At 42.7% G+C, this 19,657-nt stretch carries 21 protein-coding genes and 1 tRNA gene; 2 read left to right on the forward strand and 20 right to left on the reverse strand.

All coding sequences use genetic code 11. The features are described 5' to 3' along the window. Positions 1 to 67: 67 nt before the first annotated feature. From ASD24_RS16180 to rpsF, 9 genes are all read right to left on the reverse strand, one after another. The gene (locus ASD24_RS16180) at positions 68 to 1,894 is read right to left on the reverse strand and encodes an oligopeptide ABC transporter substrate-binding protein (protein ID WP_056697524.1); all 1,827 of its coding nucleotides are present in this window, start codon (positions 1,892 to 1,894) and stop codon (positions 68 to 70) included. Between the two features lie 19 nt (positions 1,895 to 1,913). Then, positions 1,914 to 2,819: an ABC transporter permease gene (locus ASD24_RS16185; protein WP_056697527.1), complete on the reverse strand. Its 906-nt coding sequence runs from the start codon at positions 2,817 to 2,819 to the stop codon at positions 1,914 to 1,916. Positions 2,820 to 2,846: 27 nt separating this feature from the next. After that, positions 2,847 to 3,809, reverse strand: a complete 963-nt coding sequence (opp4B, locus tag ASD24_RS16190; protein WP_056697529.1) for an oligopeptide ABC transporter permease — start codon at positions 3,807 to 3,809, stop codon at positions 2,847 to 2,849. Between the two features lie 5 nt (positions 3,810 to 3,814). Then, a complete protein-coding gene (locus ASD24_RS16195) occupies positions 3,815 to 4,747 on the reverse strand; it encodes an ABC transporter ATP-binding protein (RefSeq protein WP_056697531.1) in 933 nt (310 codons plus the stop codon). 14 nt (positions 4,748 to 4,761) lie between these two features. After that, positions 4,762 to 5,757, reverse strand: coding sequence for an ABC transporter ATP-binding protein (locus ASD24_RS16200; RefSeq protein ID WP_056697602.1), 996 nt, complete (start codon positions 5,755 to 5,757; stop codon positions 4,762 to 4,764). A gap of 737 nt (positions 5,758 to 6,494) precedes the next feature. Continuing rightward, positions 6,495 to 7,085, reverse strand: a complete 591-nt coding sequence (locus ASD24_RS16205) for a M15 family metallopeptidase (protein WP_056697533.1) — start codon at positions 7,083 to 7,085, stop codon at positions 6,495 to 6,497. A gap of 247 nt (positions 7,086 to 7,332) precedes the next feature. Further along, complete coding sequence (gene rpsR / locus ASD24_RS16210) at positions 7,333 to 7,605, reverse strand: 30S ribosomal protein S18 (protein WP_056697535.1); 273 nt, start codon at positions 7,603 to 7,605, stop codon at positions 7,333 to 7,335. A 56-nt stretch (positions 7,606 to 7,661) separates the two neighbouring features. Then, complete coding sequence (gene ssb / locus ASD24_RS16215; RefSeq protein WP_017691432.1) at positions 7,662 to 8,147, reverse strand: single-stranded DNA-binding protein; 486 nt, start codon at positions 8,145 to 8,147, stop codon at positions 7,662 to 7,664. A 50-nt stretch (positions 8,148 to 8,197) separates the two neighbouring features. Beyond that, a complete protein-coding gene (rpsF, locus tag ASD24_RS16220; RefSeq protein WP_024629534.1) occupies positions 8,198 to 8,491 on the reverse strand; it encodes a 30S ribosomal protein S6 in 294 nt (97 codons plus the stop codon). A 204-nt stretch (positions 8,492 to 8,695) separates the two neighbouring features. Here rpsF and ASD24_RS16225 point away from each other — a divergent pair, with 204 nt between their 5' ends. Continuing rightward, the gene (locus tag ASD24_RS16225; protein ID WP_056697536.1) at positions 8,696 to 8,890 is read left to right on the forward strand and encodes a YjzC family protein; all 195 of its coding nucleotides are present in this window, start codon (positions 8,696 to 8,698) and stop codon (positions 8,888 to 8,890) included. Positions 8,891 to 9,337: 447 nt separating this feature from the next. Here the strand turns inward: ASD24_RS16225 and ASD24_RS16230 are convergent. The 4 genes from ASD24_RS16230 to ASD24_RS16245 all read right to left on the reverse strand — a co-directional run bounded on the left by ASD24_RS16230 (position 9,338) and on the right by ASD24_RS16245 (position 10,970). After that, positions 9,338 to 9,428, reverse strand: a tRNA-Ser gene (locus tag ASD24_RS16230). Positions 9,429 to 9,572: 144 nt separating this feature from the next. Then, positions 9,573 to 9,782 carry a DUF951 domain-containing protein gene (locus ASD24_RS16235; RefSeq protein WP_056697538.1) on the reverse strand — a complete coding sequence of 70 codons (210 nt, stop codon included), beginning with the start codon at positions 9,780 to 9,782 and terminating at the stop codon, positions 9,573 to 9,575. Beyond that, entirely contained in the window at positions 9,772 to 10,692 is a 921-nt protein-coding gene (locus ASD24_RS16240; protein ID WP_056697540.1) for a mechanosensitive ion channel family protein, read from the reverse strand. The genes ASD24_RS16235 and ASD24_RS16240 overlap by 11 nt, the downstream gene beginning before the upstream one ends. 14 nt (positions 10,693 to 10,706) lie before the next feature. After that, complete coding sequence (locus ASD24_RS16245) at positions 10,707 to 10,970, reverse strand: DUF3343 domain-containing protein (RefSeq protein ID WP_056697542.1); 264 nt, start codon at positions 10,968 to 10,970, stop codon at positions 10,707 to 10,709. A 151-nt stretch (positions 10,971 to 11,121) separates the two neighbouring features. Here ASD24_RS16245 and yyaC point away from each other — a divergent pair, with 151 nt between their 5' ends. Then, positions 11,122 to 11,727, forward strand: coding sequence for a spore protease YyaC (yyaC, locus tag ASD24_RS16250; RefSeq protein WP_056697544.1), 606 nt, complete (start codon positions 11,122 to 11,124; stop codon positions 11,725 to 11,727). Here the strand turns inward: yyaC and ASD24_RS16255 are convergent. From ASD24_RS16255 to mnmG, 7 genes are all read right to left on the reverse strand, one after another. Then, entirely contained in the window at positions 11,702 to 12,202 is a 501-nt protein-coding gene (locus ASD24_RS16255; protein ID WP_056697546.1) for a DUF4446 family protein, read from the reverse strand. The two genes, yyaC and ASD24_RS16255, sit on opposite strands and share 26 nt — an antisense overlap. A 228-nt stretch (positions 12,203 to 12,430) precedes the next feature. Beyond that, a complete protein-coding gene (locus ASD24_RS16260; RefSeq protein ID WP_056697548.1) occupies positions 12,431 to 13,585 on the reverse strand; it encodes an aminotransferase class V-fold PLP-dependent enzyme in 1,155 nt (384 codons plus the stop codon). Between the two features lie 148 nt (positions 13,586 to 13,733). Continuing rightward, entirely contained in the window at positions 13,734 to 14,582 is an 849-nt protein-coding gene (locus ASD24_RS16265; protein ID WP_056697549.1) for a ParB/RepB/Spo0J family partition protein, read from the reverse strand. Continuing rightward, entirely contained in the window at positions 14,575 to 15,336 is a 762-nt protein-coding gene (locus tag ASD24_RS16270; RefSeq protein WP_056697605.1) for a ParA family protein, read from the reverse strand. The genes ASD24_RS16265 and ASD24_RS16270 overlap by 8 nt, the downstream gene beginning before the upstream one ends. A gap of 167 nt (positions 15,337 to 15,503) precedes the next feature. Continuing rightward, on the reverse strand, positions 15,504 to 16,322 hold the full coding sequence (gene noc, locus ASD24_RS16275) for a nucleoid occlusion protein (RefSeq protein WP_056697550.1): 819 nt from the start codon (positions 16,320 to 16,322) through the stop codon (positions 15,504 to 15,506). A 710-nt stretch (positions 16,323 to 17,032) separates the two neighbouring features. Continuing rightward, the gene (gene rsmG / locus ASD24_RS16280; RefSeq protein ID WP_056697552.1) at positions 17,033 to 17,755 is read right to left on the reverse strand and encodes a 16S rRNA (guanine(527)-N(7))-methyltransferase RsmG; all 723 of its coding nucleotides are present in this window, start codon (positions 17,753 to 17,755) and stop codon (positions 17,033 to 17,035) included. Then, positions 17,755 to 19,644, reverse strand: coding sequence for a tRNA uridine-5-carboxymethylaminomethyl(34) synthesis enzyme MnmG (gene mnmG, locus ASD24_RS16285; RefSeq protein WP_056697554.1), 1,890 nt, complete (start codon positions 19,642 to 19,644; stop codon positions 17,755 to 17,757). Before mnmG ends, rsmG begins: the two co-directional genes overlap by 1 nt. Positions 19,645 to 19,657 lie beyond the last annotated feature (13 nt).

Genomic DNA, 19,657 nt, shown 5'->3' on the forward strand with positions numbered 1-19,657 from the left:
GTTAGATCATTGTGAAATTAACTTTTGCTTCTAATCGTGGCACTTTAGATCGTGCACAGCTTTAGATTTACTCAGCTACAACTGCTTTGTCCGCATTAACAGCCAATTCATTCAAGTATACGCCAGTACCGTCACCAATTGCGTAGTTCATTACACGTTTGTTAACAGGTACGACAACTGCACGATACAGTGTTGGGAATACAGGAACTTCATCAACCATGTACTGCTGCCATTCGTTGTAGATCTCTTTACGCTTGTCTACATCGAATGCTTCAGCGGATACACCTGCTGCCAGCAATCTGTCATTTTCTTCGCTAGAGAATCTAGGGAAGTTATACAATGCATCGCGACCATACAATCCGGAAGGATCTACGTCAATACCAACGCCCCATGCTGCTTGATATACGTCAACGTTTGGATCATCTTTCCCAGTATTACCTACACGGTCATAGAAGCTGTTGAACTCAACCATTTCCAGGTTCACTTTCAAACCAATTGCAGCCCATGACTGAACATAATATTGAGCCAGCGGCTGTGCAATATCTCCACCCGTCATTGAAATGAAATTAATTTCTAGTGGTGTTCCATCTGGGTTGGTACGGAACTCACCCTCTAATTTATAACCAGCTTCGTCGAGCAATTTCTTCGCCGCTTCAGGGTCATATGCAACACCTGGGTTGTTAGAATCGTGGAACTCAGGATGAGATGGTGGAATCAGAGTTGTTGCATTCCAACGCAAACCGTTGTAGAAACGTTTACCAACTTGATCGTTATCTACAGCCATCCACATTGCTTTACGCAAGTTTTTGTCGCCCATTTTAGCATCTGCATTGCTTACAACTTTACCGTTTGCTTCATCCCATGTACCCAATTTGAAACCGATGTACGTGTAAGCACGGTCAATGTTACCAAGGAATTCTACGTTAGACATGTCCGCATTGTCTTTATATTGATCTGTCGGGAACGCATCTACGAGGTCTACGCCTCCAGATTTCAATTCTTGAACAACCGTTGTTGGGTTAATAACTTTCAAAGTTACTTTATCCAACTTCGGAGCTCCACGCCAGTAATCTTCGTTCTTCACATAAGTTACAGACTCACCTGGAGTGATGGTCTCAACTTTAAATGGACCAAAACCAATTGGAGTTTCACGCACTTCTTTGGAAGAAGACATTTTCGCTACATCCATATCACCGAAGATATGTTTAGCCAGTGGGTACGTCCATACACCACCTGTCAACAGGGACGGTGTGGATTCTTTGTACGTAATGCTGATTTGTTTGTCTCCCAGCACTTCAATACCAGAGATTGTGTCTGCAGTACCTGCATGGAACTCATCCATACCTACTACACTGGTGAAGCTAGAATCGTAACGAGGGCCATCATAACCTTTGCTACCAATAGTTTCATAAGCAAATTGTAGATCTTCAGCTGTTACCGGTTTACCATCATGCCAGTTCACGTTATCACGGATCGTCAATGTAAATGTTTTGCCATCCTCGGACGTTTCATATGTTGCTGCACCATCATTGGTGTAGACATAGTCTTTATCCCAAGTTAGCAAACCCTCATCGAACCATTCAAGAACTTTGACATCCGGGTTACCAGAATAGAAGTTATAGTTCAGTGTACCTTCAAAAGCTGTATCAGATACTAGACCAAAAGTAATTGATCCGCCTTCGATCGCTGTACCTTCATTCGTTTTAGCATTGTTAAAATCATCAATGGAGTAAACGCCCTCTTCATTAGCAGGCTTTTCTTCCGTTTTCTCTTCCCCTTGGTTAGCCGTAGGCGCTGGAGTTGCTTCTTTCTCTGAACTACATGCTGCAAGCACCAGTACGAAGACCAACATCATTGTGAAAAATATACCCCGTGAAAAAAATCCTTTTTTCATGAACCTTTCCTCCCTTTTTTTAACCTCTTCTTTGTCTTGCATCAGTCGCACGCTTCAGAGCTTGTCCGACATTATTTATACTCAACATCAATACTAGGATCAGTAGTGACGCAGGTAGCCATATCCACCATCTAAATTCCAAGGTTTGCGGATTACGAGCATAGCTTACGAGTGTTCCAAGACTAGGTGTGCTTTCAGGGAAACCAAACCCTAGGAAAGACAACCCTGATTCGAGGCCAATGTTGGCAGCGAGGTTCAACGTCATCGTTACGATGATAATCGAACTCAGATTGGGAAGTACCTGTGAGAAGATAATCTTCAGATGGGATGATCCCATTGTTTTTGATGCTTTTACATATTCTAGTTCTCCCTCTTGCAACGCCTTTGATCGGATCAATCTAGTAATCCCCATCCATAGGAAAGCAGTCATGATTAGCGAGAACGAAACAATATTATATTTGGGTACTGCTGTAACAAACGCAATAACGATCATCAAGAACGGAAGTATGCTGAAGAAATCAACAATACGCATAAATATATTATCGATAAAGCCTCCGAAGTAACCGGATACTACTCCAATCACAATCCCTATGAAACCTGTCATTAGCGTAACCAGAATTGCAATCGTTAGTGAGTTACGCGTACCGATGATTAGTTGTCCGAATACATCACGACCTCCGTAGTCAGTCCCGAGCCAATATTGCGCAGAAGGCGGTTCATACAAAGCGAACAGATCTACTTTTACGATTTCGTCTTGATCCAGAAACAGAGCTGTCCCGTAGACTATTATTAAAACCAGTCCCAAAAATATAAGTGAGACCAGAGCAACCTTATCTCGAACGATTTCTCTCCACAATATACTCAAGCCAGAGGGGCTTTTATCAATCTTCTGTGAAGTTATAACGACATCATTGGTCTTGCTCATCTTATTCACCCCGAAATCTTCAAGTTCTTACTTAATCCGAATACGCGGATCTACCAATCCCAGAATAATGTCAGACAACAATGATCCTAGAATTGTAGCTATACCAAATAGTAGGACAAGCGCTGTTACAACACTAAAATCTCGAAGAGAGATTGAGGTAAGGAACAGCTGCCCCATGCCCGGATAACTGAATATACTCTCAATGAAAATCGTTCCTCCGATAAGCCCCGTAATCTCATAACCGAAGAATGCGGCGATCGGTAGTAGAGAGTTTCTCAAAATATGTCTGTTGTACACTCGTGATTCCGAGGCACCCTTGGCTCTAGCAGTAAGAACAAATTCTTTATGCTTGATATCAATAATTTCACTACGCAAGTACTGAACAGTGGATACCGTAGTGATCAATGCCATAGATAATGCCGGTAATAACAAATGATAGAACTTACTAGCAATGTACTCGAATGTTCCTGGTGTAAGTCCAGGTGCTACGCTGCCTCCGGTCGGGAATAAGCCAAAGTGGAAACCAAAAATCCATAACATAACGAGTGCAAAAATAAATAGAGGTGCTGCAAAACCTAGATAGGTATAACCCGTAATTAATCGGTCAGACCATGTGTCATTATAACGACCACTGATAATACCAAGTGGAATCGCAATTAAATACGTGAAAACAAGTGTTGCAAAAGCGAGCCAGAATGTATTCGCTATACGTTGACCAATGAGATCCATAACCGGCATTTTAAATCGGAAGGATTGTCCAAAATCACCTTGAGCGGCATTTCTGATCCAGTCCCAATACTGTACATACCATGGATTATTAAGTCCAAGTCGTTCCCGCTGTTCATCCAATGCTTTAGGATCAATGCTTGGATCAAGCAAACCGGTTAGTGCATCCCCTGGCATAGCCTTGGCCATCAAGAAGACCAAAAGACTGAGCAAAAAGATCTGAGGGATCATAATCATGATTCTTCGTACTATTATTTTCCACATGGTCTTCAACCTTTCTGAGGTAGAGCTACTCGGTGAGTATTAGAAATGGATTGGAGCGAGTATGCAAGCCCTTCCTCATCAAAGAAGTTTCGATATGAATTCTCGTACTCTGACTTGACCATATTACGAAAGGCAACCATTTCCTCTCGTTTGCTTGGATCCATATCCGGAATAGCTGCAATAAGACGTTTGGTATAGATATGCTGTGGATTCTCAAAAATGTCATCGGTTGTTCCCTGCTCCACATATCGACCTTTATACATAATCCCAATCTGATCACACATATGCCTTATGATCCCGAGATCATGGCTAATGAACAGATAGGTCAAATTCAATTCCTTTTGAATATCCTGCATGAAGTTTAGCACCTGGGCTTGTACCGATACGTCCAATGCGGATACAGGCTCATCTGCAATAATCAGTTTTGGCTTCAAGGCGATTGCCCGCGCAATTCCGATCCGCTGACGTTGACCACCCGAGAATTCATGTGGATATTTGTAGATGGATTCAGGACTAAGCCCGACCTTCTCTAGTAATTCTCTTACTTGTTTTTTCTCTTCCGTAGCCGTCAGTCGCTCGTAGTTACGGAGTGGCTCGGCAATGATATCAATAACCCGCTTCTTCGGATTAAGTGAAGAATACGGATCTTGGAAAATCATTTGCACATCACGTTGAAGCTGCCGATCTTTACGACGTTCTGTGGCTAGATTTTTGCCATTAAACATGACCTTACCCGCTGTTACGTGATTCAGACCGATAATGGCTCTTCCTGTCGTCGTTTTACCAGAACCAGATTCCCCAACAAGTCCATAGGTTTGTCCTTGTTCGATGGAGAAGCTGACATCATCAACTGCTTTGATACTTCCAATCTCGCGCTTGAGCAAGCCACCACGAATCGGAAAATGTATTTTGAGTCCTTCTACTTCTAGTAATGCCATTATGTTGTTCCTCCTCAGCTTTGATCAGGGAAATGAAAGTGCTGGTAACAGGTGCATCTTACAAAGTGACCTGGTGCAATTTCATGCATCTGTGGGTTCTCTTCATGAGCCGAATCATCAATCCATGGAATTCGAGCCTTGAATCGGCACCCTTGGCGAGGAAGGTTTTTAAGTGAAGGAACGATGCCTTGAATGACATGTAGCTTCGACTTCTCATCTGTATCTGTAATCGTAGGGATAGAATTTAAAAGTGAACGTGTATATGGATGTTTAGCATTGCTCATCAAGGTATAGATATCTGCAATCTCAACAATCTCACCTGCATACATTACTGCAACCCGGTCAGCCATCTCAGCTACTACACCGAGGTCATGAGTGATTAGGATGATGCCTGCATTGATCTCTTTCTTCAGATCGCGAATAAGTTCTAGGATTTGTAGTTGAATGGTAACGTCCAGTGCGGTAGTTGGCTCATCGGCGATCAACAGTTCAGGTTTATTGGCAATCGCAATGGCGATAACAACTCTCTGTCTCATACCGCCTGATAATTCGTGAGGGTACTGCTTATAAATATGCTCAGGTCGTGGAATTCCGACTTGGTTAAGCAGATCAATAACTTTCACTTTCTTATCTTTGGAAGAAAGCTTAGGTTGATGCAGCGTCAGGATCTCTTCGATCTGTTCGCCGATAATCATTAGAGGATTTAGTGCTGATAATGGGTCTTGGAATATCATCCCCATCTCATTACCACGAAGTTTGTTTAATTTGTTAGGAGATATATTAGCTATATCCTGCCCTTTATACAAAATTTGACCTTCAATTTTTGCTTTGTTGTGCAATCCCATAAGTGAGAAGGCAAATGCACTCTTTCCCGATCCGGACTCTCCCACAATTGCTAACACTTCATTTTTCTTAACGGTAAGGTTAACGTGGTCAACTGCTGCGTAATAGTCATCTTCAATTCTGAAAGATGTAGTTAGATTTCTGACTTCCAATAGGTCTGTATTCAAATCAATCACCCTAACCCCAAAATTTCCGTAGAATGTTTCATCAATAGATGAATGCATCCACTGTATATTTCCATGTTTTTGAAGACAACGAACAAATTTTTATACAAAATACGAATTCAGCAAATGAATTAAATTTTTGTATTTCAATTTAGACCATTGGTCAATTAATGTTGAGCATTCCTACCGGGATTATATAGCAAAATAATTAATGTAATCATACGTGTAAATTTAGGTGACGTCAATGCTTATTTTGAGATTTTTGGAATAAATGTTTTTTATACTACAGTTTTGGGTATTAGCTATGCTAAAAAGGTAAATATTAAGGAGTTTACAGCATTAGAGGAGGGGGACGTTTGAAAGTTTTACATCAGATAGAGTTTGGAAAATCTAAAATATGACATTAACATTACATGCAGAGTGTAAATACGTGTGATATATAGTCGAAGTAGTCTCTTATATTAAGCTCACATGTTAACTTTATGATACGTGTGGTTAGTAGTTGATGTTCAAAAGTAAACGCATACTTGCAAACAAATATATACAAATATGATATTGGCTACCCTTATATCGAATCAGTGGTTTATTTCTAGTTATTATAGTATAAATTTTTTTATTTACTGCTGTAAAGGACTAATTGTCATCTTTTATCATTTTTTTTACAAAACAATGAAAAAAGCCCTGCAAAATGCAGGACTTTACTAATAATAATACGTATCATTGCATATTAATAATATTAATTAAGGCATATCCGGCGGTCGTTTACCTCGCTTTAACTCATTAATGCTCAGGCCAAAATCCATTTGTAAATGAGGGTAGTCGGGAAAGTTAGCCCAATCCCCTCCCCATGTGAATCCGAGGTCTTTTGCGATTGTAACAACCTCCATCCAATCAGGCTCACCATTACCGTTATCGTCACGCTCCATATCCCATACAATCTCCCCCTGGGGTGTATGAAGGGCAAAATCAATAGCTAAACCATAGTTGTGATAAGATTCTCCACCCCTGGCATTGGTGACAATGTTCCCTGCACTTGAACGCCCTTGATCGAACAGTGCATCCTGTTCCTCTATACTTCGATAACCATGAGTAATGACAACATCTATGCCGCGCCTGGCTGCTTTTCGAACCAATAGCTCCTCACTCTCAGCAACAAGGGGATGAAGGCCTGTAATGGGAATAACATCTTGCGGGTTTCCCGGCCATATTTCATATACATCATCTTTCTGCTGAAGCCATATATATACAACGACAAGGAGCAAAGTAGCGATAAGCCAGAACCGCAGACGACCTTTCCGTTTTTGCTGTTTTTTACGTTTTGATTTGTTCATTATAATCTCCTGATGTGTTGAACTTTAATATAGCCACCTTAACTCAGCCTATACCTTATATCATAACATCGGACTTTCCTAATGCACAATTTAGTGGAAATCTATACGCAAGCGCAGTTCTTATGGAGGTTCGTTTATCTAATCAGTAAAAGCTTTGATTGTTTCGTTGCATCTAGTAAGTAACTAATGAATATGCAAAAAAGCAGCCGGCTATAAGCCGACTGCTTGTTATCCATGCTGAGTAAGACTACTCAGTAGTGTATGGCAATAATGCGATTTGACGGGAGCGTTTAATTGCAATCGTCAAAGCACGTTGATATTTAGCGCTAGTACCTGTTACACGGCGTGGCAAAATTTTTCCACGTTCGCTGATAAATTTACGAAGCAAGTCCGTATCTTTATAATCGATGTGAGTAATTTTGTTTGCTGTGAAGAAGCACACTTTACGACGTTTATTACGGCCGCCACGACGTGCCGGTCTTTTATCGTTGTCTCCGCCTTCTCTTTGCTTGAAGCCCATGCTTTTCAGTCCTTTCCTATCATGTAACCCATATCTCCTAAGAGTATCAGCTCATGTTAAAATGGCAAATCATCATCCGATATATCAATCGGTTTTCCGTCATCGGAAAAAGGATCCTGATTGTTGCTACGCGAATTATTGTTATTGTTCGCGCGTCCGCCGCCTCCATAAGAAGGCTCTTCACGCATAGGTTGCCCACCGCCGCCACCGCTATTATCACGGTTAGCTGACTCCAAGAAACGGACATTATCGGCAATGACTTCGGTCACGTATACACGTTTTCCTTCGTTATTCTCGTAGTTCCGTACTTGAATGCGTCCTTCGACTGCAGCCAGGCGTCCTTTGCGCAAGTAGTTTGCACAAGTCTCGGCAAGCTGTCTCCAGGTTACGACCGGAATGAAATCCGCTTCCTTTTCTCCCCCTTGGCTTGTAAACGGTCTGTCCACTGCCAAAGTAAATTGCGTAACTGCTACTCCTGCTGGAGTGTAACGCAACTCAGGATCCCGGGTTAACCGGCCGATCAGAATGACACGGTTCAACAATGTAATCCCCTCCTTCAGAGCGTATTGGTGCGTCGATCACGAGTTTTGTCTTAAGCAGACTTAACGTCGTTTGTAATGAGATAACGAATTACTTCGTCAGAAATCTTCATGAGACGCTCAAGTTCAGTAACAACTGCTGGTTCAGCAGTGAAGTGTACCAAAACATAAACACCATCACGGAATTTCTTGATCTCATACGCAAGACGGCGTTTACCCATAACGTCGTGAGCTGTAACTTCACCACCGCCGTTGGAGATGATGCCTTGGAATTTATCGACTGTAGCTTGAACAACTTCTTGCTCAACGTCAGGACGAATAATGTACATCACTTCATATTTGCGCATAATTTTCACCTCCTTATGGACTCTGGCCCTCAATCTAGGTTGAGAGCAAGGAACGAGCACAAACTCGAACTATATTAATATAACAAATACAGAACCATAATGCAAGCAAACGTTCCCTTTATATATGGCACATGATCACCCCTACTATGGAGCACACTACAGAAGCTACAACGAAATACATTAGGCCAAGGAGGTTTTCATATCATGGGCGAAAGAACTGAATTTGAACCAGGAGACAAAGCTCCAAATGATGGCGAGTACACCGAGGTCGGTGAGAAGAGCTTTCACACGGAAATCAACAATCCAAAGCGAGTAACGCTGCAAAAGGGTGAGCCCTTCCCAGAGACAAGCAATCATAATCGTAAGTGGAAGAAGCTGACGAAAGCTCGTGTCCACTAAGTAAACTTTTTTTCAGCTCAACGTATATAAAACGAAATAAAGCACATAATACAATCAGGCGGTGCACGAGAGAGGTGTGGTTCCGTTGGACAACGAAGCCGAACATTCTTTGTTGGAAATGCATCACGTAATATAAGAAGCAAGTGGTTGTGTGTAAGACCCTGCGTCCTAAGCACGAGTATTGCTTCAGCAGTACGCCAAGGTTTCTGATCTTTACGCCAGATTGTTTCCTACTAACCGAATGCACTGCCGGATAGAGAGCCCTTAGGGGCTCTTTATTTTGTGGTCACAGTCACTGGTGGTTGCTTCACTTCATGCCATTGCTTTTACTGTCTTATCAAAAAAGAATGAGCAAACAAAAAAAGCCTTCCATATTAGGAAGACTTTCTTCTTATATAACTCAACACTTCGTTGAGTAATCGAATGTTTTATCATGTACAAGTGAAGTGGCGGAAAGGGTGGGATTCGAACCCACGCACGCTGTGACACGCCTAGCTGATTTCGAGTCAGCCCCCTTGGGCCTCTTGGGTACCTTTCCGCAGCAATATTGATTATAGCATGATCATTTACAGAACGCAACACTTAGCCCTGCCTGCATGTAACCGCTATTTTAGGTATAATCTATTCAACTTCATATCCTTCATTCTGCTTACGATTTACTCATGATTTACTTACGGTCTACTCATGATTCAGCTAGATCTTCTGCTGACCGCAGCACTTTTTTCATGTTTTTCTCAAACTTCGCTCTTGGAATTAGCACGCTGTGTTTGCACCCTACACATTTGATACGGATATCCATTCCCATACGAATGATCTCCATCTCATTGCTTCCGCATGGATGCTGCTTCTTCATCTGCACGATGTCCCCGAGCTGAAAAATTTTACGCTCCACCTGTGCCATCCCCCTCATCCTGTTCTTGACCTGCTGCCTGCTCTAACACTGCTTGATTGCTCATCTCTTGATACTCCAGTGATTTCTTCACATCACTTTGAATCTGACGTTCTACAGAAGATCTGGAGTTTGGCATACACTCTGCAACGATGCGAACAACGTACTCTGAGGTAGACATCGATTGAATTCCAAGTACATCTGGAACTTTCACAATGTTGAGATCACGATTCTCAATCCCCACCAGCGCTCGCTTCACCAAATTCACCGATTCATCCAGACTCTGGTCAGCCTTCATTGGAATGTCCACCACGGCTAATGAATTGGACATCGAGAAGTTCGTTACACTGGCAATGGTACCATTGGGTATGATGTGCACCTCACCTTGCCAACTCACCAACTTAGTCGTTCTGAGTCCAATTACCTCAACCGTTCCCTTATACGTACCAGTCTGAATGACATCTCCTACAGCGAATTGATCCTCTAATATAATGAAGAAACCCGTAATAACATCTTTCACTAATCCCTGTGCCCCAAAACCGATTGCTAGCCCGAGTACACCCGCACTGGCAAGTAATGGCCCAACCTTCACATTAATCTCCGATAATACAAGCAGTATCATAATGAAATTACATGTGATGGAGGTTGCATTCTTCATCAACTCGCCTACAGTAACAAATCTGCGAGGGTTGACACGAAGCCGACCTTCTTGCTTCTGCTGCATACTGCGATCAATAATACGCGATACAATTTTAATAACAATCCGAGTAGCGATAAAGATAAGTATAATGCGTAGGGAACTGAATAAAATATTGAACCACATATCTGCATCAGCGATTTTGTTCCATAATTGATCTGTCCAGCTTAGAGCTGATTCTAAAGCAGGAGCAGTCATATACTTAAACGACCACATTCATCCATCCCCCTCTACATCGGTATGTTATCATAGCTGTCTTCGTTTTTGAAATAGAGGCCTCGAATCTCCACGAACTCATTCCGAATGATCTGTTGCACCCTCAACACATCTTCCTTAGGAAACTGAATACAGAGTGCACAGCCTGCTGTAATCTCCTTCGGTGTTGGAAATAAGTCGATCTCAATCTCAGCAAATTCTAATAACATCTCCGCTCGTAGTGCCTGCTGAGTAGAATCAAACGCAATCAACATCCAATCATCTAACCATTCGTCCATGACCGGCTCCCTTCAACCTTACTTAGCTCCAATTTACCCTCATTGGGTTACATCATAACCTTCTCATGAAAAAGCTTGTCCTGACCAAGTATAAAACGCTCTATCCTTCCATATACTGTTACTACCATTTCAAGGGGAAAGGATAGATCCTATGAAACCCATCTCGCATTCTTTTTCATCCCAAGATATGACCAGCTTGAAAATTCCTCATACCGATCCTGGCGTACACTCTGCTATTATTCATCGTTTAATGTTCCATCTCTATAAAGCTCACTCGTTACAAAATGTTGTAATCGTATGCATCGGTACTGATCGATCTACCGGGGACTGCTTAGGCCCATTAGTAGGTTCAGCTCTTGCTAAATGGGACAGCCCTCTCTTTCACCTTTATGGCACACTAGACGAACCTGTACATGCTATGAATCTACAAGAAACACTTCACAAAATCCAAGCCACACACCATAATCCATACGTTATCGGAATTGATGCTTGTCTTGGACAATCCTCTAGTGTTGGCTGCATTCAGGTGGTAAATGGACCATTGAAGCCTGGAGCTGGCGTAAATAAAGAATTACCGCCGGTCGGCGATATCCATCTGACAGGTATCGTTAACGTCGGCGGCTTTATGGAATACTTTGTTCTGCAGAATACAAGGCTCAGTTTAGTTATGCGCATGTCTGAGATTATATCCAGCAGTCTTTACTCGGCCATTCGAGAATGGCATACTCGCTCTACTCTGCTTGCTGTGCCAGAGTAATCGCTTCTTTCTCTTCAGGGGAAAGTGTATACGTGGACTCTCCCCCTTTAAGAGGTTTAGCATAGACATACGAACCATCACGATTATAAAGACCTGTGAGGATCATACCGTCTTGATTATCATTAATCATTGCCATGGAGAAGCTTAGATCGCTACCTCTTTCACCATAAGCATTATAACGCTTAACCCCTACTTTACCCTGCATATGGGTCAATTTCTGCATGACTGCTTGTAGCTGATTCGTTTGCAGCTTGTGTTCATCTTCAATGCTATCCATCTGAATCTTCAGATTAATTAACAACGTCTCCAGATCTTCTACTCCTGTGCCAGACATCATCGCTTCATATTTCTGTTTAAACTTACGCAACTTTGCACCCTGTGCAATGCTAGTCACCAGCAAGATTACCAATAGTAATGCCATTCCGCCAATAATCCATAGCAATTGTTCCAGAATCAGCTCATTTAGTTCAGCCATGTAGTGTAACTACCCCTCTGTTTGTTTGTTCAGATTAAGGTCTGTATCCTGTAGCATCATGCCTATATTACGAAATCACCTGATCGATCAGCCCGGAAATACAAAAACTCCTCTTAGGATTCCCTAAGCCCCTTCGTATAACCAAGCGATGCGTACCCGGGTATATCCACTCTCTTTATGTCATGGATTGAGATCGTAACATGCCTAACGATGATGTATCCATGCGACTTATTTAAATCTTGTTATTTCGTGCACAGCTTCAATTAAAGTGTTCACATCACTTTGGACTGTGTTATACCCTACACTTGCTCTAACCGCTCCACTACGTGTAGTACCTGCGGACTCATGTGCAAGAGGTGTACAGTGAAACCCGGAACGAACTGCAATGTTATACTGTCGATCCAGTTTAAAAGCGAGTTGGGCTGAATCATGTCCTTCTACCGTAAAGGATAACAATCCAGTTCGTGGGTGCCCAACTTCTGGGCCTAACATTCGGATTCCCGGTACAGAGACTAACCCTTCCATCATAAACTGTGTTAATTCCCATTCATGTTGGTAGATCCGTTCAGGTGTTAATTCCATCACATGCTTCACACCAGCAGCAAGACCAGCCATGCCTACCGTATTGGGTGTACCAGCTTCATAACGATCGGGACGGACATTAGGTTGCTCTATGGCTTCAGATTGACTTCCTGTCCCGCCATGCAGCAGAGGTTGCACGTCTAACTCTGGGGCTATGTAGAGTCCACCGGTTCCTTGTGGACCTAACAAACCTTTGTGACCAGGAAAGGCAAGCATATCAATGCCAAGTTGCTTCACATCAACAGGCATCACTCCAGCGCTTTGAGCAGCATCTACAAGTAAAGGAATCTGGCGTTTCCGACACATCTGAGAGATTTCACCAACTGGTAAAATACTACCCAACAGATTAGAGCTATGTGTACAGACAACCAGTCGGGTATTCGGTCGAAACATCTTCTCAAGCTGCAATAGATCAACAGTGCCCATAGCATCAACCTTTACATAATCTACGGTTACATTTCGTGATCTACGCATGTACTCCAGCGGACGTCGCACAGAGTTATGTTCAGCCATAGTTGCAATAACATGGTCCCCTTCGCGTAACCATCCCTGAATCGCAATATTCAAAGCCTCTGTCGTATTAGAACCGAGTGAGATATCGTTTGCATTGTTCACACCAAACAGCGTGGATAATGTCTTTCTAGTGCTAAATAATACGCGACTCGCTTGAACAGCCATCCGATGGCTACCTCTACCGGGATTAGCTCCCGCTATATCCAAAGCCTGCATCATTGCTTCACCAACAGTAGGCGGTTTAGGCCATGATGTTGCAGCATGATCTAGATAGATGACTCTCTCCACCTCATAACCACCTCTGCTTATTCATTAAACGTAATGCCTGCATTTCACCCTAATAAATAAATATGACATATCGTTGCTCCATCGTACAGAGGCGATATGTCATCCCATGAGAAAGCCCCGCATGTTGTTATCGAGCGTGAAACATCGTCTATTGCAGCAGTTCGAGTAGCCGCTCTAGATCTTGTTTGCTGTAGTAGTTGAGCTCAATTTTACCTTTTTCCTTGTTGCTATGCTTGATTTTCACAGTTGTTTTAAACCGCTCTCGAAGGGACTCCTCCACTGTATCAATGAATGGATCCTTCTTCTTCAGTTTAGATTTCGCTTTGCCCTCGATTGCTTTAGCGCGATCCAACTGTTGAACTGCTTCTTCCAACTCTCGCACACTCCACTGTTGCTCAATGGTTTGTTTAGCAAGTTGTTTCATCATATCAAGATCCTTCACACCTACAATGGCACGAGCATGACCCATTGAGAGTGTTCCACGTGAAACATGATCCTTCAATTCATCCGGTAAAGATAACAATCTCAAGAAATTAGCGATATGGGATCGAGACTTACCCACCTTTACGGAAAGCTCTTCTTGAGTCAAGGCGAATTGATCCATCAACCCTTGATAGGCAACTGCAACTTCCATGGCATTTAGGTTCTCACGCTGAAGATTTTCAATCAGTGCGATTTCCATAACCTGCTGATCACTGAAATTGCGAACTACTGCTGGTACAGTGGCATTTCCACAATATTGAGAAGCTCTGAAACGCCGTTCACCGGCAATAATCTCATATCCTCTCAACACGGTACGTACAATGATCGGTTGTATTACCCCATGCTGGCGAATGGACTCTGCCAACTCATGAATTGCATCCTCATCAAATACTTTACGAGGTTGATAAGGGTTTGCCCGCAATTGACTAATCGGGATCTCAACGATTTTGTCATCATCATTAATTGAAAGCGATGGAATGAGGGCATCCAGACCTTTTCCGAGCCGCTTACTCATATGATATCACTTCCTTTGCGAGCTCTAGATATACTTCTGCTCCCCGGGAACGGGGATCGTACGTAATAATAGACTGTCCATGAGATGGCGCTTCACTAAGTCGAACATTACGTGGGATAATCGTTGAATACACTTTTTGCTGAAAATACTTTTTAACTTCTTCAATGACTTGAATGCCCAGATTCGTACGCGCATCAAACATCGTAAGCAACACGCCCTCAATCTGCAAAGAGGTGTTCAGATGTTTCTGAACCAAACGAACGGTGTTAAGCAGTTGGCTCAAACCTTCAAGTGCATAATACTCACACTGAATCGGAATGATCACCGAATCGGAAGCGGTCAACGAGTTAATCGTCAACATGCCAAGGGATGGTGGGCAATCGATCAGTATGTAATCATAATTATTTTTCACCATGGCGAGTGATTTTTTCAGGCGAACTTCGCGTGATATCGTAGATACCAATTCAATCTCGGCTCCAGCGAGCTGAATGGTTGCAGGAATAATATGAAGGCCTTCGATTTGAGTTTCTACAATAGCCTGCTGAGGATGAACTTCATTAATGATGACATCATATATGCAATTAGCCACATCTGCTTTATTGATTCCGACTCCGCTGGTTGTGTTCCCCTGAGGGTCTATATCGACAAGTAGTACTCTTTTCCCGAGTGAAGCCAGTCCTGCACCCAAGTTAACAGATGTTGTCGTTTTCCCTACACCGCCCTTTTGATTTGCTACGGCCATAATCTTAGACAATACCTTCACCTCAAATAAAATAGGAGTCTTTTCTTGTAGGTAATAAGCTACATTTAACACTAAGCAGGTGGCTATCGTCCACACAACAACAACTACCATTTCCTCTATCAATGTCATTCTCCGTGCTATAGACAGAAAAAGCGGCCCATTGCCGCCTGAAGCTTCAATTATTTGCGTTTCGGAATATGGATAACGATTTCATAATGATCCTCATGGTCTTCTTCTTTCGTTTTGATATCCAGACCAGATCCGGAAACCATATCAATCGATTGGCGAATTGTATTCAGTGCAAGTCTAACGTCCTTGGTGAATGAAATGCGTTTCGATTTTTTGATTTTAGAAGATTCCTTATAGAAGGCAACACGTGCTTCCGTTTGCTTCACATTGAGTTCTTTTTCAATAATTTCAGCAAGCAGCTTCATCTGTAATTCTTCTGTATCTAGTGAAAGTAACGCTCTTGCATGTCGTTCGGAGATTTTCCGTTCCATTAGAGCTGCTTTAATACCTTCAGGAAGCTGTAACAAACGAATCTTGTTGGCAATCGTCGACTGACTCTTACCCAAACGCTGTGCTAGACTCTCTTGTGTCAACTGATGCAAATCAATTAGTTTCTGATAGGCCACCGCTTCTTCGATCGATGTTAGTCCTTCACGCTGCAAGTTCTCAATCAATGCAATGGATGCAGCCTGTGAGTCGTTGAATTCACGTACAATGGCTGGAATATGATCCAGACCAAGCTTTCGAACTGCACGCCAGCGACGTTCACCGGCAATAATCTCATATGATCCATTTCGTACGCGGACGACAATAGGTTGAATAACCCCATGTGTCTTGATCGTCTGCAACAACTCGTCAATTTTTTCATCATCAAAGATCGTACGGGGTTGATACGGGCTGCTCACAATTTCATTGACCGGAATTTGTTTTATCTCGTCTCCGTTATTGCGATCCGCCAAACCAAACAACTTCGAAAATTGTTCTTTCATTCCGTATATTACCACCTAGTTTCGTAATAGCTCCTGCTATAATGCAGGTGCTTCTTATTCAATATGCGACCCCATATATACCGTCGTTTTTCGAATAAGTTTTGCCTGTACTAACACATCCTAATTCAATGACTTACTGTATGAAATGTCTATTCATCTATATCAATCTATGATCTCTGAACCACAGGATCGGATACTTCTATTCTATCATCTTTTCTATCATAATCCTATGTTTACCTATTCTTTAAACGCTCTTAATTTTCCTGCTTTTTATTCATTCAAATTGAACGATACGGAAGGGATAATTACTTTTCGGAGGGTATTTCTTTCGATATTATGGTAAGTCGTTTCACTTATGTATTATAGAAAAGAAGAATGTTTCACGTGAAACATCATCATACTGTAGTTTCTTTTTCACATGGCTACGATCTACATCCATTAAATATCACTCTTCAATTGACAAAAGCGTCACATCTTCGATTTTATATTCCAATCCAGTCCGCCACTCCACGAACGAGCTTAAACCTAAAAAACAACTTACTCTCAGATGAATAATGTAATCTCCTTACACCGTAATCTTCAATCATTATTCGTTTTTGCTATAATCTATTCCTGAACTGTATTCACATTCACAAAAAAAAATGTGCACCCTGCTAATGCGCTGCATTAACAAAGATGCACTATTGTTCTTAAACTTGAGCTACCTGTAATTACACCAAAGGTGTTTTCATTGGTGTACCTGGTTTACGTGGATACTTATAGGGTGTTTTATCAAACTTTTGAACGAGAATAATATGACGCTCAGACTCTTCCACCGGTAGCTGGAATGGATGAACTGCTTTTACTCGTCCCTTCAACTGGTTGAAGCTGAACTCTGCTTCCTTCATTTCCTCGCGCGGGTCGCCACCCTTCATAGCAGCGAAGAATCCACCTTTGCGTACAAATGGCAGGCAGAATTCATTCAATACAGCTAGCTTGGCAACGGCTCGTGCCGTAACGAGATCATAACTATCCCGATACCCCTCTTTACGTCCAAGCTCTTCTGCTCGTCCATGGATCAGTTCAACGTCTGTCAGACCAAGCCGATCCACCACATGCTGCAAGAAACCGATACGCTTATTTAAGGAATCAACGATGGTTATCTTTAAATGTGGGAAACAAATCTTAAGTGGTAATCCCGGAAAACCAGCTCCTGATCCGATATCGGCCAGCTTTTGAACCTTGGAAATATCCGTGTAAAAAGCAAGCGATACTGAATCATAGAAATGCTTCGTATATACCTGTTCCCGCTCTGTGATACCTGTCAAATTCATCTTTTCATTCCAGGCTACAAGATCCTGAAAGTATAATTCAAACTGTTCCAGCTGAAGTTCATTCAGCTCTAATCCATGTTCTTTCAAGCGCAACTGTAGCTGCTGTTGGATAGCGTCCATTATTGTCCCCTTGCTGCGGTTACACGGTTATAATGCTCCAAGTAGACCAGCAATATGGAGATGTCCGCTGGTGTAACGCCCGCAATACGGGAAGCTTGCCCAATCGAGATTGGACGAATCGTAGAGAGTTTCTGCTTCGCTTCCATCGCAAGTCCGTGAACTTCATTATATACAATTGTATCCGGAATTTTCTTCTTCTCCATCTTTTGCAAACGTTCCACGTGGATCAATTGTTTCTCAATATAACCCGCATATTTGATTTGAATTTCGACTTGTTCCTTCATATCAGCAGTCAGTTCAACTTCGGATGGAGAGATCTGCTCGATCCAGTCATACCCCAGTTCAGGACGACGCATCAAGGTCAGCAATGTGCTTCCATCCTGAATTGGTGTTGAACCTGCTTCTTCAAGTTTCGCATTGACGTCCACAGGGCGTGCTTTTGCTACTTTCAAACGCTCAACTTCAGCATCTACTTTAGCTTTTTTATCGAGGAATTTCGCATAACGTTCTTCTGTAATCAATCCAATATCATGGCCAATTTCAGTCAAACGAAGATCTGCGTTATCATGACGAAGCAACAAGCGGTATTCTGCACGTGATGTCAGCAAACGATATGGCTCATTGGTTCCTTTTGTCACGAGGTCGTCAATCAGAACCCCAATGTACCCTTGCGAACGATCAAGCACAACCGGCTCTTTCCCCTGCACTTTACGTGCCGCATTAATACCCGCCATCACACCTTGACCTGCTGCTTCTTCGTACCCAGATGTACCGTTAATCTGTCCTGCAGTGAACAGACCTGGTAAACGTTTTGTTTCGAGTGAAGGCCAGAGCTGTGTAGGTACCATTGCGTCGTATTCAATCGCATAGCCGTTACGCATCATTTCTACTTTTTCCATACCTGGAATGGAACGTAGAACAGCCAGCTGAACGTCCTCTGGCAGACTTGTAGATAGACCTTGCACATAGTATTCCGATGTGTTTTTACCCTCTGGTTCAAGGAAAATCTGATGTTTCGGTTTATCGCTGAATCGAACAATTTTATCCTCAATGGATGGGCAATAACGCGGCCCCGTACCTTCAATAACACCCGAGAACATTGGCGCACGGTGTAGATTATCGTTGATAATCTGATGAGTTTCAACAGATGTATATGTCAGCCAACAAGGCAGTTGCTCATTGTCAGAAGATTCTGTTTCGTAAGAAAAGAATTTCGGCTCGTCATCGCCTGGTTGGATTTCGGTTTTACTAAAATCAATCGTATCCTTGTGCACACGAGGTGGTGTACCTGTTTTGAAACGAACCAGATCGAAACCAAGCTCACGCAAATGCTCGGACAATTTGAGTGATGGCTGTTGATTGTTTGGTCCACTTTCATACATCAATTCACCCATGATTACTTTACCGCGCAGATAGGTTCCTGTAGTCAGGACAACCGCCTTAGCACGATACTCTGTGCCAGTCTGTGTTACTACGCCTACACACTGATCATCCTCAACGATAAGACGATCCACCATACCTTGGCGCATGGTCAGATTACGTTCATTCTCCATCGTTTCTTTCATTTTGTGCTGGTAAGAGAACTTATCTGCTTGAGCGCGCAGTGCGTGCACTGCCGGCCCCTTACCTGTGTTCAGCATCCGCATCTGAATAAACGTTTTGTCGATGTTTCGCCCCATCTCACCACCGAGCGCATCAATCTCACGCACAACATGCCCTTTTGCCGGTCCACCAATGGATGGATTACATGGCATGAAGGCCACCATATCCAGATTGATTGTGATCATCAGCGTTTTGGAACCCATACGTGCTGCCGCTAGTGCAGATTCTACACCTGCATGTCCTGCGCCAACGACGATAACATCATAACTACCGCCATCAAAAGCCATTCTTGTTTACCCC

Origin of the sequence: Paenibacillus sp. Root52, assembly GCF_001426865.1 — a bacterium.
Lineage (GTDB): Bacteria > Bacillota > Bacilli > Paenibacillales > Paenibacillaceae > Paenibacillus.